This is a genomic window from Stappia sp. G46H5W (genome assembly GCF_058448995.1).
This window is the reverse complement of the sequence record NZ_JBZFLL010000006.1, coordinates 387,527-400,586: the sequence shown is the minus strand read 5'-3', so window position 1 is coordinate 400,586 and position 13,060 is coordinate 387,527. Positions and strand designations below refer to the sequence as shown.

10 protein-coding genes are annotated in these 13,060 nt (G+C 68.5%); 5 read left to right on the top strand and 5 right to left on the bottom strand.

The window, feature by feature from the left end:
* Positions 1-72 precede the first annotated feature (72 nt).
* From ACVJ6E_RS20130 to ACVJ6E_RS20120, 3 genes are all read left to right on the top strand, one after another.
* Positions 73-681, top strand: a complete 609-nt coding sequence (locus ACVJ6E_RS20130; RefSeq protein WP_120270376.1) for a TetR/AcrR family transcriptional regulator — start codon at positions 73-75, stop codon at positions 679-681.
* Positions 678-1,844 carry an efflux RND transporter periplasmic adaptor subunit gene (locus ACVJ6E_RS20125; protein WP_120270377.1) on the top strand — a complete coding sequence of 389 codons (1,167 nt, stop codon included), beginning with the start codon at positions 678-680 and terminating at the stop codon, positions 1,842-1,844. The genes ACVJ6E_RS20130 and ACVJ6E_RS20125 overlap by 4 nt, the downstream gene beginning before the upstream one ends.
* A gap of 124 nt (positions 1,845-1,968) precedes the next feature.
* On the top strand, positions 1,969-5,133 hold the full coding sequence (locus ACVJ6E_RS20120; protein ID WP_120270379.1) for a multidrug efflux RND transporter permease subunit: 3,165 nt from the start codon (positions 1,969-1,971) through the stop codon (positions 5,131-5,133).
* A 113-nt stretch (positions 5,134-5,246) separates the two neighbouring features.
* Here ACVJ6E_RS20120 and ACVJ6E_RS20115 read toward each other — a convergent pair whose 3' ends face one another.
* Positions 5,247-6,629 (bottom strand): dicarboxylate/amino acid:cation symporter, encoded by a 1,383-nt coding sequence (locus ACVJ6E_RS20115; protein WP_120270381.1) that lies wholly within the window; start codon positions 6,627-6,629, stop codon positions 5,247-5,249.
* A gap of 345 nt (positions 6,630-6,974) precedes the next feature.
* Between ACVJ6E_RS20115 and ACVJ6E_RS20110 the strand changes: the two genes are divergently transcribed.
* A complete protein-coding gene (locus ACVJ6E_RS20110; RefSeq protein WP_120270383.1) occupies positions 6,975-7,607 on the top strand; it encodes a LysE family translocator in 633 nt (210 codons plus the stop codon).
* Positions 7,608-7,614: 7 nt separating this feature from the next.
* Here the strand turns inward: ACVJ6E_RS20110 and ACVJ6E_RS20105 are convergent, their stop codons facing one another.
* The 4 genes from ACVJ6E_RS20105 to ACVJ6E_RS20090 form a co-directional block, all read right to left on the bottom strand.
* Positions 7,615-8,223, bottom strand: a complete 609-nt coding sequence (locus ACVJ6E_RS20105) for a TetR/AcrR family transcriptional regulator (RefSeq protein WP_158592745.1) — start codon at positions 8,221-8,223, stop codon at positions 7,615-7,617.
* Positions 8,220-9,248, bottom strand: a complete 1,029-nt coding sequence (locus tag ACVJ6E_RS20100; protein WP_120270387.1) for a zinc-dependent alcohol dehydrogenase family protein — start codon at positions 9,246-9,248, stop codon at positions 8,220-8,222. Before ACVJ6E_RS20100 ends, ACVJ6E_RS20105 begins: the two co-directional genes overlap by 4 nt.
* 5 nt (positions 9,249-9,253) lie before the next feature.
* The gene (locus ACVJ6E_RS20095; protein WP_120270388.1) at positions 9,254-10,426 is read right to left on the bottom strand and encodes an acyl-CoA dehydrogenase family protein; all 1,173 of its coding nucleotides are present in this window, start codon (positions 10,424-10,426) and stop codon (positions 9,254-9,256) included.
* An 84-nt stretch (positions 10,427-10,510) separates the two neighbouring features.
* Positions 10,511-11,362 carry an enoyl-CoA hydratase-related protein gene (locus ACVJ6E_RS20090; RefSeq protein ID WP_120270390.1) on the bottom strand — a complete coding sequence of 284 codons (852 nt, stop codon included), beginning with the start codon at positions 11,360-11,362 and terminating at the stop codon, positions 10,511-10,513.
* Positions 11,363-11,522: 160 nt separating this feature from the next.
* On the opposite strand from ACVJ6E_RS20090, the gene ACVJ6E_RS20085 reads away from it, so the two are divergent.
* Positions 11,523-13,058: a carboxyl transferase domain-containing protein gene (locus tag ACVJ6E_RS20085; RefSeq protein ID WP_120270392.1), complete on the top strand. Its 1,536-nt coding sequence runs from the start codon at positions 11,523-11,525 to the stop codon at positions 13,056-13,058.
* Positions 13,059-13,060 lie beyond the last annotated feature (2 nt).

Sequence of the window (13,060 nt, the reverse complement as noted above, 5' to 3'; positions counted from 1 at the left end):
TGCGCTGCAAAAAACCTGTTGCATCTAACCGGGGAGAATATATATCCATCCGGTTGGAAAAACGGGATCGGCATGGGACGCAAGCGGACAATCAAGCGCGACACGGTACTGGACGCGGCCGAGCAGGTCGTGATGCGGGACGGTGCTGCGCGCCTGACGCTGGATGCGGTGGCCTGTGAGGCCGGCATCAGCAAGGCCAGCGTCCTTTACGACTACAAGACCAAGCAGGCCCTGATCAAAGCCGTCGTCGAGCGGCGGCTGGCAGCGCACGCAACCTGCGAGCAGGAGGCTGCGGCGAATTTTTCCGGCGATCCGAACGCGGCGATTCGCACCCGCATAGAGGTTGCTTCGCACCTGCTTACCGAGGAGGACCGGGCGGTGGCGCTCGGCCTGCTCGCCTCGCTCGCCCAGGATGCCGACCTGCGCGAGCCGATTGCCCGGACCTATGGCGAGCGCATCGCGCAGGTCACCGGCAATTCGCGCAGCCCCCGTGGCGCGTTGCTCGCCTTTCTCGCCATCGAGGGGCTGATGTCGCTCGAATGGCTCGGACTGCAAGACTGGGCGCCGGAAGAACGTGCCCGGATCATTTCCGAAATCGGCTGGCTCGTCGACCAGGTGCCTGCACCGGTATCCGTGCCCGCTCCCGCACTTTCCTCTTCCCCCGAGAGGTCGACCCGATGAAATTCAGATTGTCCGCCGTGATCCTCGCCGCCGCCCTGCTGGCCGGCTGCAACGAGGTCGCCAGCAAGAACGAGGCCGGTGGCGCGCCCGCCATGCCGCCTACCGGTGTGAGCTTCGTGGAGCTCAAGGCCGAGACGCTGCCGATCACCAACGAGCTGCCGGGTCGTATCGCCCCGACGCGGATCGCCGAGGTGCGCCCGCGCGTCTCCGGCATCCTGGTCGAACGGGTGTTCGAGCAGGGCAGCATCGTCCAGGAAGGCGACGTCCTCTACCGCATCGATCCCGAGCCGTTCCGCGTCCAGGTCGCGAGCGCCCGCGCGACGCTGCAGCGCGCCCAGGCGGTGCAGCTGCAGGCCCGCCAGGAGGCGGACCGGCAGAAGGAACTGCACGAGCGCCGGGTGACCAGCGTGCAGGCACGCGACAACGCGATCGCCTCGCTCGCCCAGGCCGACGCGGATGTCGCGATCGCCCAGGCGGGTCTCGACGCGGCCGAGCTGAACCTGCATTTCTCGGAGGTGCGGGCACCGATCTCCGGCCGCATCGGCCGGGCCCTGCTGACCGAAGGCGCGCTGGTGGATTCCTCCAGCGGCGTGCTGGCGACGATCCAGCAGCTCGATCCGGTCTATGCGGACTTCACCCAGTCCGCCAACCAGCTGCTGAGCCTGCGCCGTTCGCTGGAGGTCGGTTCGCTGACCGGACCGAGCGCCGGAGAGGCGGCCGTGCAGCTGAAGCTGGATGACGGACAGGAGTATCCGCACAAGGGCCGGCTGCTGTTCTCCGAGGCGGCGGTCGACGCCACGACCGGGCAAATCACGCTGCGCGGAGAGTTCCCGAACCCGGACGGCGACCTGTTGCCGGGGATGTATGTCCGGGTCCTGATCGAGCAGGGCATCGAACAGAACGCGCTTGCCGTGCCGCAGCAGGCCGTGCAGCGGAACGCCGGCGGCCAGGCTCAGGTCTATGTGGTCGGCGCCGAGGACAAGGCCGAGCTGCGCTCCGTCGAGACCGGCCGCATCATTGGCACCCGCTGGGTCATCACCAAGGGCCTTTCCGCCGGCGACAAGGTGATCGTCGAGGGCTTCCAGAAGCTGCGCCCCGGCGCACCGGTCGCGGCGACCCCCTGGGAAGATGCAAGCAAGACGGCCGCCGTCGCGGCCAAATAACCTGTCGGGACGGGCGCGCCCTGCGCAAGGGGCAGCGCCCGCCCCGTCCTGACTCAACGGCCCGCCCACGGCCGCCGGCGCCCTCCCGCGCCGCCTGCGGGCCGGTCTCACAGGATCCGATCTGATGCCGTCCTTTTTCATCAACCGGCCGGTCTTCGCATGGGTCATCGCCATTTTCATCACGCTTGCCGGCGTGATCGCGATCCCCTTCATGCCGGTTGCCCAATATCCCAACGTCGCCCCGCCGCAGATTTCCATCTCGACCAACTATCCGGGCGTGGCGCCTGAAGACGCCTATCTCAGCGTCACCCGCCCGATCGAGGAAGAGCTGAACGGCGTCGAGGGGCTGATCTATTTCGAGTCCACCTCCGAAACGTCGGGCCGGATCTCGATCACCGCGACGTTCCAGCCCGGCACCGACGTGTCGCAGGCCTCGGTCGACGTGCAGAACGCGGTGCGCCGCGTCGAGCCGCGACTGCCCGGCATCGTCACCCAGCAGGGCATCCGCATCGAGCAGGCCGGCGCCGGCTTCCTGATGGTGGTGTCGGTCACCTCGACCGACGGCTCCTACAACGTGGTCGATCTCGGCGACTATCTCAGCCGCAACGTGCTCGGCGAGATCCGCCGTATCGAGGGTGTCGGTAGCGCCCAGCTCTTCGCGACCCAGCGGTCCATGCGCGTCTGGCTGGACCCGGACAAGATGCTGGGCCTCAACCTGACGTCCAGCGACGTCATCAATGCGATCCGGGCGCAGAACGCCCAGGTCGCGGCCGGCCGCATCGGCGCGCTGCCCAACCCGATCACCCAGCAGATCTCGGCCAGCGTGCTGGTCAAGGGGCAGCTGTCGTCCCTCGACGAGTTCGGCCAGGTGGTGCTGCGGGCCAATCCCGACGGCTCCACGGTCCGCCTCTCCGATGTCGCGCGCCTCGAAATCGGCGGCGAGGACTACAACTTCTCGACACGCCTGAACGGCCAGCCGAGCGCGGCCATCGGCGTGCAGCTCTCCTCGACCGGCAACGCCATGGCGGCATCGGAGGCGGTGCGCGCCAAGATGGAGGAACTGGCCCAGTTCTTCCCGCAAGGCATCGCCTACGAGATCCCGTACGACACCTCGCCCTTCGTCGAGGCGTCGATCGAGAAGGTGATCCACACCCTGCTGGAGGCCGTCGCCCTCGTCTTCGTGGTGATGTTCCTGTTCCTGCAGAGCTTCCGCTACACCGTCATCCCGACGCTGGTGGTGCCGGTGGCGCTGCTGGGCACCTGCGCCGTCATGCTGGCGGCCGGCTTCTCGATCAACGTGCTGACCATGTTCGCGATGGTGCTGGCCATCGGCATTCTCGTCGATGACGCCATCGTCGTGGTCGAGAACGTCGAGCGCATCATGGCGGAGGAAGGCCTGTCGCCGCGCGCGGCGACGCGCAAGGCGATGTCGCAGATTTCCGGCGCCATCATCGGCATCACATTGGTGCTGACGGCGGTGTTCGTGCCGATGGCGTTCTTTCCCGGTGCAGTCGGCGTCATCTACCAGCAGTTCAGCCTGACCATGGTCGTGTCGATCCTGTTCTCCGGCTTCCTGGCGCTGTCCTTCACGCCGGCGCTCTGCGCCAGCATGCTGAAGCCGATCCCGCAGGGCCACCACGAGAAAACGGGCTTCTTCGGCTGGTTCAACCGCGGCTTCGCCCGCACGACCAACGGCTACAGCTCGGTCGCCGGGTGGATCTCGCGCCGCGCGGGGCGGATGATGATCATCTATCTCGCCCTGCTGGTCGGCCTCGGCTGGGGCTTCATGCGCCTGCCGTCCTCGTTCCTGCCGAACGAAGACCAGGGCTACCTGCTGGTCAACATCCAGGCTCCGCCCGAGGCGAGCGCCAACCGCACGCTGGAGGTCATCGAGCAGGTCGAGGCGATCTTCGGCAAGGAAAGCGCCGTCTCGCGCATCGTCGGCATTCTCGGCTTCAGCTTCTCCGGCACCGGACAGAATGCCGGCCTTGCCTTCGTGACGCTGAAGGACTGGTCCGAACGCGGACCCGAGGATGCAGCCGGCGCCATTGCGGGCCGCGCCAACGGCCAGCTCTTCGGCATCAAGGACGCGATCTCCTTCGCCCTGTCGCCGCCAGCGATCCAGGGCCTTGGCACCTCGAACGGCTTCAGCTTCCGCCTGCAGGACCGCGGCGGACGCGGCACCGAGGCGCTTGGCGCCGCACGCGACCAACTGATGGCGGCGGCCTCGCAAAGTCCGATCCTGGCGGGCCTGCGCATCGACGGCCTTCCGGATGCGGCCCAGGTCGACCTCATCATCGACCGCGAGAAGGCCAATGCGTTCGGCGTCGCTTTCGCCGACATTAACGCGACCATCTCGGCCAATCTCGGCTCGACCTATGTCAACGACTTCCCGAACTCGGGACGCATGCAGCGCGTGACGGTGCAGGCCGACCAGGACGCCCGCATGCAGACCAACGACCTGCTGCGCCTGAACGTCCGCAACAACAACGGCGGAATGGTGCCGCTTTCGGCCTTCGCCAGCGTGGAGTGGCGCAAGGGCCCCTCGCAGATCGTCGGCTATAACGGCTACCCGTCGATCCGTATATCCGGCGAGGCCGCGCCCGGCTACTCGTCGGGCGATGCCATTGCCGAGATGGAGCGGCTTGCCGGCGAGCTGCCGGCCGGCTTCGGCTACGAGTGGACGGGCCAGTCGCTGCAGGAAATCCAGTCGGGATCGCAGGCGCCGTTCCTGATCGGCCTCAGCATCCTGTTCGTGTTCCTGCTGCTGGCCGCGCTCTACGAGAGCTGGTCGATCCCGTTCGCGGTGATGCTCGTCGTGCCGCTCGGCGTGATCGGCTCGGTCGCCGCGGTGACGCTGCGCGGCATGCCGAACGACGTCTACTTCACTGTCGGCCTGATCGCCATCGTCGGCCTGTCGGCGAAAAACGCCATTTTGATCATCGAGTTCGCCAAGGACCTGATGGCAGAGGGGCGCTCGCTGATCGACGCCACCATCGAGGCGGCGCATCTGCGCTTCCGGCCGATCCTGATGACGTCGCTGGCCTTCACCCTGGGCGTGACGCCGCTGGCCATCGCGAGCGGTGCCAGCGCCGGCAGCCAGAACGCCATCGGCACCGGCGTGATGGGCGGCATGATCTCCGGCACGATCCTGGCGATCTTCTTCGTGCCGGTGTTCTTCGTCTTCGTGATGCGGATGTTCCGCCGCATCCCGATCGACGGCCACCTGCCGAAGCACGAGGACGAAGACCATCCGGCGCCCGCCGCCGAGAAGACCCCGGCGGAGTAAGGGCGAAGCAGGCAAGGCGCGCTTCCCCGCGGAACGTCTTGCGATTGCAAAGAGAAAGGGCCGCCGGTTTCCGGCGGCCCTTGTCGTTTGCGGGCAAAGGCTTGTGCCGGCCGTCAGACCGGAACCGGCTCGCCCGGTTCCGGCGGCAGGTCTTCCGAAAGACCGCGCAGGCCGACCGCCGCGACAAGGTCGCCGGCGACATTGACCACCGTGCGGCACATGTCGAGCAGCCGGTCGACGCCCAGAATGATCACCATCCCGTCTGCCGGAATGCCGGCGCTGGCGGCAACGCTCAGCAGAATGGCGATGCTGACGCCGGGCGTGCCCGGAGCCCCGATGGACGAGGCGACCAGCGTCGCCGTGATCACCCCGATCTGCGCAAAGGACAGCTCCACCCCGGCGAGCTGGGCCATGAAGAGGATGGCGACCGACTGGTAGAGCGCGGTTCCGGCCATGTTCATGGTCGCGCCGAGCGGCACCACCAGATTGGCGATCCCTTCGGGCACGCCGAGCCGGCGCGCCGTCTGGATCGTCACCGGCATCACCGCCGAGGAACTGGAGGTCGAGAAGGCCAGCAGCAGGTTGCCGCCGGCCACTTGGAAGAAACGGCGCGGCGAGATCCCGCCCATCAGCCCGACCAGCGCCAGATAAAGCAGGAGCAGCAGGGCGAGACCGAGCAGAACCGTGCCGACATAGCCGGAAATTCCGGTCAGGGTTTCCGGGCCGACCCGGATGACGAGCTGCGCCATCAGCCCGAAAACCGCCAAAGGCGCCAGGAACATAGCCCATTTGACGATGTTCATGGAGATCGACAGCAGCGCTTCCATCAGGCGGAGGAAGGGGTCCGCGCGCGAGCGGTCGATCTGGGTCACCGAGACGCCGACCAGCAGGGCGAGGACCACAACCGCGAGCATGTCGCCCTGGGCGATGGAGGCGGTCGGATTCTGCGGCAGAACATTGACGATGAGGTCGGGCAAGGTGCTGGAGACCGGCGCGGCAACGGCATCGGGAGCCTCGACGCCGGCAGCAGCCTGCGCGCCGGCCTGGCGCAGGCCGACAAGCGCAGCGCCCGGGCGCAGCCATTCGGCCAGCATCACGCCGACGACCGCCGCTGCCGCCGTCGTCGCCAGGATGAAGCCTGCAAGCCAGAGCCCGACCCGCCGCAGCGTGTCGCCGGACCCGGCGCCGGCAAGACCGCCGACGATGGACGAAAAGACAAGCGGAACCAAGACCATGGCGATCAGCGCCAGGAAGATGCGGCCGGGCAGCGCCAGCCACAGGCCGATGGCCTCGGCGGTGTCGGGCGCCACCAGGCCGGCGCCTTCGCCGAGCAGCAGGCCGAGGCCGAAGCCCAGCACCATGCCTGCGACCACCTGGGCCCAGAGCCGCGAGGTGATCCAGACCCGAAGCTTGAAGCGCTGGCCCGAAAGATGGCCCGCTCCCGGCTGGTGCCCCGCCTCTGTCTCGCCCGTTCCGCCGGTCCGCAATTCCGTCATTCCCTGCCGTGCCTCGCTGCTGCCCGCCCCGGCGCACCATAGCCCGCAGGCGGCGGGCCGGGGCAAGTAGGGAAACCCCGCAAACCGGCGCAGAAAAGCCGAAACCCCTTGCGAAAGCTGGCGAAACGGCGCGATGTCGACCGGGAAAGGGTTTGAGAATTTCGAGACGGATTTTGCAAAATTCCGTCTCGAAATCGGCTGAACCCGTCTCAATCGTCGCAAAATCGCCAAGCCGCGCGCAGCCCCTTTCCACGGGCGCGGCGCGTGTTAAAGTTCGCCGCCCGGCCGCCCACCGTTTTCGCGCCGGCTGCACGTTATCCCCGCCCGCCCGTGTGGAGTGCCGGCATGAGCTTCGATCTGTGGTTGGTCTACCTGCTGGCCTCGCTCGCCCTGTCGCTGACACCGGGACCGAACGGCCTCCTCTGCCTCAATCACGGGGTCCGCTACGGGCTCGGCCGCACCGTGTTCACCGCGCTCGGCTGCATCACCGGAATGGCGCTTCTGATCGGCGCCTCGCTCGCCGGCCTCGGCGCGTTGATGCTGACCTCCGAGATGCTGTTCAGCGTCGTGAAGTGGGTGGGCGCTGCCTATCTCATCTGGCTGGGCATCCGGCTGTGGCGGGCGCCGGCCTTCACCGCCGGCATCCAGGCGGCGAGCGAGGGCGGCCCGGCGGCACGCCCGATCAGCCGCCGCCGCGCCTTCACGCAAGGCCTGCTGGTGGCGCTGTCGAACCCCAAGGCGCTGATCTTCTTTTCGACCTTCCTGCCGCAGTTCATGCAGCCGGGCACCTCGCTCCTGCTGCAGTTCGCGATCTTCGCCGGCACCTACGCGGCGGTGGAGTTCGCCTACGAGGTGGTGCTGGCGGGCGCGGCCGGACGGCTGGCACCCTGGCTGACGCGCTGGGGACAGGTGTTCAACCGGGTGACGGGCGGTGCCTTCATCGGCGTCGGCGCGATGGTCGCCGCCTCGCAGCGCTGAGAGCGTCTCAGGCTTTGGTTTCTGGCGGCAGCAGCCGCTCGAGCGCGGCGACGTAGCCCGGAACGGTGTCGCGGGCGGGGTCGAACCATTCCAGCGACCAGTTGAGCGCGCCGATCAGGGCGTGGCGCAGGTAGCGGACGCGCAGGCCGTCGGCCTCCGCCCCGAGGTAGTCGCGGATGATCGCGCTCCAGACCTTGTCGTAGTTGCGGCGCGTCGCCAGCAGCTCCAGCTGCACCGCTTCGGGCACGAAGGGGTAGCAGCGGATATGGGCCGAGGCGAAATCGCTCGCCGAGAGCAGCGTCTCCAGATGGACCTTGAGGGCGATGACGATCCGCTCGCGCGGGCTTGCGTCCGGTCGCTTCGCCAGCGCCTCGTCGACTGCATCGCAGACAAGCTGCACGCCGAGCCGCATGACCTCGATGGCAAGCTCGTCCTTGGAGGCGAAATGGTAGTAGAGGCTGCCGGCCTTCATGCCGACCTCGGCCGCCAGATCACGCAGCGAGGTGTCGGCATAGCCGCGCTCGCGCATCATCCGGGCGGCGGCGGCCATGATGACCTGCCGCGCTTCGAGCGCCTTCTTCGTCTTCTTCTGCGGCTTGGGAAGGGAGGCGGTCAACGGGACGGGTCCTGCGAGAGCGAGAGGCATATGTTTCCGAAGTGCTCTCCCTTTTCAAGGGTGCGGAAGGCCTCGTGCGCCTCTTCGAAGGGGAAGACCCGGTCGACCACCGGGCGGATGCCGCCCGCCGCCAGCGCGCCCATAAGCGCCTGAAAGGCCTGGCGCGAGCCGCAGGACACCGAATGCAGGGTGATGCGGCGGGTCAGGACCAGCGGCAGGAAGAGCTCGGCCATCGAACCGGTGACATTGCCGATCAGGAGGATGGTGCCGCCAGTGCGCACCGCCTTGACCGACTCGTTCAGCGTCGCCGCCCCGCCGAGCTCCAGCACCCGCTCGCAGCCGCGCCCACCCGTCGCCTCGCGCACAGCGCGGGCCCAGTCGGGCGTCGCATTGCGGTCGATGACGAGATCGGCGCCGAGCGCGGCAAGGCGCGCCGCCTTGATCGGCGAAGAGGTGGTGACGATGGTATGGGCGCCGGCACGGCGGGCAAGGGCCAGCGCCATCAAGGCAACCCCGCCCGTTCCCTGGATCAGCACGCTCTCGCCCGGGCGCAGCGGCCAGGGCTCGGACAGGGCGCTCCAGGCGGTGACGCCGGCGCAGGGAAGCGTTGCCGCCTCCGCATTGGACAGGCCCTCGGCGATCTTGACGAGGCCGCTTTCGGGAAAGACGCAATGGGAGGCGAGCACGCCATCCAGCGGCCCGCCGAGACGGCCGGCCTCCAGATCGTCGGGTGGGGCCCCGCCCTGCCAGTGCTGGTAGAAGGCCGGCGCCACCCGGTCGCCGACGGCAAGGTCGCGCACCCCCGGCCCGGTCTCCACGACGATGCCGACGCCGTCGGACAGCGGCACAAGGGGCGGGCGCACGGCGCGGCCATGGCCGCCGGCCACCACCACGAGATCGCGGTAGTTGAGCGAGGCGGTGCGCATTTCCAGCAGCACCTGGCCCGGCCCCGGCATCGGCGTTTCCCGCTCCCGCAGCACCAGGTTGTCGAGGCCGAAGCCGGTTTCCAGCACGAAGGCGCGCATTGCGGTCACATGCGCTTGGCGACTTCTTCGAGCATCACCTCGGTCGCCCCGCCGCCGATCGCCTGGACGCGGGCATCGCGCGACATGCGCTCGATGGTGCTCTCGCGCATGAAGCCCATGCCGCCGTGGAACTGGACGCAGGCATACATGACCTCGTTGACCAGCTCGCCGCACAGCGCCTTGATCATCGAGACCTCGCGCACCAGCTGCTCGCCGCGCGCCGACCGGGCGGCGGTGGCGTAGACCATCTGCCGGGCCGCCTCGACCCGCGACGACAGCATGGCGAGGCGCTGGCGGATCGCCTGCTTTTCCCAGAGCGGAGCGCCGAAGGCCTTGCGGTCGCGAACATAGGCGACCGTCAGCTCGATGGCGGCCTGGGCCTCGCCCATGGCCATGGCGCCGAGCACGAGGCGCTCGTTCTGGAAGTTCTTCATGATCTCGTAGAAGCCGCGCCCTTCCTCGCCGAGCACGTTCTCGGCCGGGACGCGGACATCGACGAAGGAGAGCTCGGCCGTGTCCGAGCTGCGCCAGCCGTGCTTGTCAAGGGCGCGCGAGACGGTGAAGCCCTCCATGCCCTTCTCAATGATGAACATGGTCACCGCCTTGCTGGCCGGCCCGTCGCCGCCGGTCTTGGCGGCGATGCAGTAGACATCGGCCAGCACGCCGTTGGTGATGAAGGTCTTGGTGCCGTTCAGGACGTAGTGGTCGCCCTCGCGGCGGGCGGTGGTGCGGATGCCCTTGACGTCGGAGCCGGCGTCCGGCTCGGTGACGCCGACGGCGGTGATGGTCTCGCCGCTGATGATGCCGGGCATGTATTTCGCCTTCTGGGCGTCGTTGCCGGCGTTGAAGAGATGGACCGAGGCCATGTCCGTGTGGACCAGCGCGGTGATGGCGACGCCGGCATAGGTGCAGCGGCCGAGCTCTTCCGACAGGACGACGGTGGCGCGCTCGTCCATGGCGCTGCCGCCATAGGCTTCCGGATAGCGGATGCCGAAGAAGCCGAGCGCGCCCATCTTGCGCAGCAGCTCGCGCGGGGTGGCGCCGTCGCGCTCCCACTGGTCGGCATGCGGCTTGATCTCCTCCTCGACGAAGCGGCGCACCTGATCGCGCAGCATCTTGTGCTCTTCCTCGAAAAAGAAGTCGCTGGCGCTGGTCACATCGAAACCGGAAGCTGTCATTCGGTCCATCCCGTGTTGCGTGCCGGCCGGCCTTGCTGCCGGCGGCGAAAACTGGATCCTGGTCTTGTCAGGATCCTGGTATTGTCAGGCGCCGCCGAAGCGGGGCTCGCGCTTTTCGACGAAGGCCGCCGCGCCCTCGGCAAAGTCGGGTCCGCCGGCAAGGCGGGCATTGACGTCGCGCTCCAGGTCGAGCGCGGCGTCGAGGGTCGAGGCAAGGCCCTGCGCGACCGCCTCGCGGATTTCGGCGAAGGCCGCAACGGGCCCGCGCGCCAGCCGCCCGGCAAGGGCAAGGGCCTCATCCATCAGCTCGCCATCTTCGACACAGCCGGCAATCAGCCCCCAGTCGGCGGCGGTCTCGGCCTTCAGCGGATCGCCGGTCAGCATCAGATGCAGCGCGCGGGCGCGGCCCAGCGCCTGCGGCAGGAACCAGGTGCTGCCGACATCCGGAACGACGCCGAGGCGCGGGCCGAAGACCTGGATGAAACTGGCGGAACGGGCGGCAAGCACGATGTCGCAGGCGAGTGCCAGACCGACACCCCCGCCGGCGGCAATGCCGTTGACCGCCGCGACCACCGGCTTTCGCAGGGCGCGGATCTGGCGCACCGCGCGGTTCCAGCCCTCGTCGAGCAGCCGGCCGACGGCAGGACCCTTGTCGGAAAAACCCGCCATCTCGCCGACATGGGCGCCAGCGCAAAAGCCCCGCCCCTCGCCGGTCAGCACCAGCGCGCGGATGGCGTCATCGCCCGCGACCTCGGCCAGCCTTGCATGCAGCTGGCGCATCATCGGGGCGTGGATGCCGTTGAGCTGCTCCGGTGCGGCCAGAACGAGGACGGCGACCGGCCCGTGCCGGTCGAGCCGCACCCAGTCGCGGGCGCTCCCGTTCGGTTCGCTGGTGGTTCCCGTATCGGGCTGCGTGTCGGATTTCGTGTCTGGCATTGCGCGATCTCCTCCCCGAGCCTCGTCGCATGCGGCTGATGGGTCAGCCTGTTGACAGTTTTTCTAACGGTCGTTAGGTAGATTGTCAATCGCCCAACCGGGGCCGAGGGTCTCGAACCGGGCGAAGCGATGCAAACGGGAGGAGCAGCTCGTGGCAGGCATGGACGACCTGGTGGCCGCACTGAGACAGGTGCAGGCGGCGGCAGCGCAAGGCGGCGGCGAGAAGTTTCGCGCCCGCCACGCGGAGCGCGGCAAGATCTTCGTGCGCGAGCGCATCGAGCTGGCCCTCGATCCCGGCACCGCCTTCCTGGAGCTGTCGCCGCTGGCCGCGCACGGGCTCTATGGCGGCGAGGTGCCGGGAGCAGGCATCGTCACCGGCATCGGCCTGATCCACGACCGGCCCTGCATGCTGATCGCCAACGATGCCACGGTGAAGGGCGGTTCGTTCTTCGCCGAGACGGTGCGCAAGCATTCACGCGCCCAGGAAGTGGCGGAGGAGCACGGCCTGCCCTGCATCTATCTGGTCGATTGCGGCGGCGCCTTCCTGCCCGAGCAGGACCGGGTGTTTCCCGACAAGGACCATTTCGGCGGGGCGTTCTGGCGCCAGTGCCAGATGTCGGCGGCCGGCCTGCCGCAGATCTCCGTCGTCTTCGGCGGCTGCACCGCGGGCGGCGCCTATATCCCGGCGCTCAGCGACCAGGTGATCATGGTGCGCGGCACGGGCCGCATCCATCTCGGTGGCCCGCCCATCGTCAAGGCGGCGATCAACGAGATCGTCGACGGCGAAACGCTGGGCGGTGCCGACATGCACACCACCGTCTCCGGCGTCAGCGACCACGTCGCGCCCGACGAGGAAAGCGCCATGCGCATGCTGCGCGAGATCGTCGCCAATCTGGGCGAGGGCCGCAAGGTGACGCCGCCGCCGCGCGAGGCCCTGGCGCCGCTCGTTGCCGCCGGGCGCCCGTCCGAGCATGCGCCGGTGGACCTGAAGCGCCCGGCCGACATGCGCGCGCTGATCCGCTCGATGGTCGACGGATCGCAGCTCGCCGAGTTCAAGCCCGACTACGGGGCGACGCTGATCACCGGCTTTGCCCATATCTATGGCTACCCGGTCGGGATCCTGGCCAATGACGGGGCGCTGTTTTCCGAAAGCGCGCTGAAGGGGGCGCATTTCATCGAGCTGTGCGACCAGCGCCAGATCCCGCTGCTGTTCCTGCAGAACATCACCGGCTTCATGGTCGGCACCGACGCCGAGCGCGGCGGCATCGCCAAGCATTCGGCCAAGCTCGTCTATGCCGTCTCCAATGCGCGCGTGCCGAAATACACGGTGATCGTCGGCGGCTCGTACGGCGCCGGCAATTACGGCATGTGCGGGCGCGGCTTCCGCCCGCGCTTCCTGTTCTCCTGGCCGAACGCGCGCATCGCGACGATGAGCCCCGATGTCGCCGCCACCGTGGTGACGGAGCTGCGCCGCGCCAGCCTGAAATCGCAGGCGAACGAAGCGGAGATCGCCGAGCTGGACCGGCGCACCCGCGCCCAGTTCGAGGAGCAGAGCGATCCCTACTACGCCACCGCGCGGCTGTGGGACGACGGCTTGATCGAGCCCGACCAGACCCGCGACGTGCTGGGCCTGTGCCTGGCGCTGGGCGCGGGCGGCGACAAGGACACCGGCCCGCGGCCGGTCTACAGGATGTGAGG

Excerpts from the sequence above, each read along its gene's own strand:
- ACVJ6E_RS20130 (WP_120270376.1), top strand. The coding sequence starts at position 73 with ATGGGACGCAAGCGGACAATCAAGCGCGACACGGTACTGGACGCGGCC.
- ACVJ6E_RS20125 (WP_120270377.1), top strand. The coding sequence starts at position 678 with ATGAAATTCAGATTGTCCGCCGTGATCCTCGCCGCCGCCCTGCTGGCC.
- ACVJ6E_RS20120 (WP_120270379.1), top strand. The coding sequence starts at position 1,969 with ATGCCGTCCTTTTTCATCAACCGGCCGGTCTTCGCATGGGTCATCGCC.
- ACVJ6E_RS20115 (WP_120270381.1), bottom strand. The coding sequence starts at position 6,629 with ATGACGGAATTGCGGACCGGCGGAACGGGCGAGACAGAGGCGGGGCAC.
- ACVJ6E_RS20110 (WP_120270383.1), top strand. The coding sequence starts at position 6,975 with ATGAGCTTCGATCTGTGGTTGGTCTACCTGCTGGCCTCGCTCGCCCTG.
- ACVJ6E_RS20100 (WP_120270387.1), bottom strand. The coding sequence starts at position 9,248 with ATGCGCGCCTTCGTGCTGGAAACCGGCTTCGGCCTCGACAACCTGGTG.
- ACVJ6E_RS20095 (WP_120270388.1), bottom strand. The coding sequence starts at position 10,426 with ATGACAGCTTCCGGTTTCGATGTGACCAGCGCCAGCGACTTCTTTTTC.
- ACVJ6E_RS20090 (WP_120270390.1), bottom strand. The coding sequence starts at position 11,362 with ATGCCAGACACGAAATCCGACACGCAGCCCGATACGGGAACCACCAGC.
- ACVJ6E_RS20085 (WP_120270392.1), top strand. The coding sequence starts at position 11,523 with ATGGACGACCTGGTGGCCGCACTGAGACAGGTGCAGGCGGCGGCAGCG.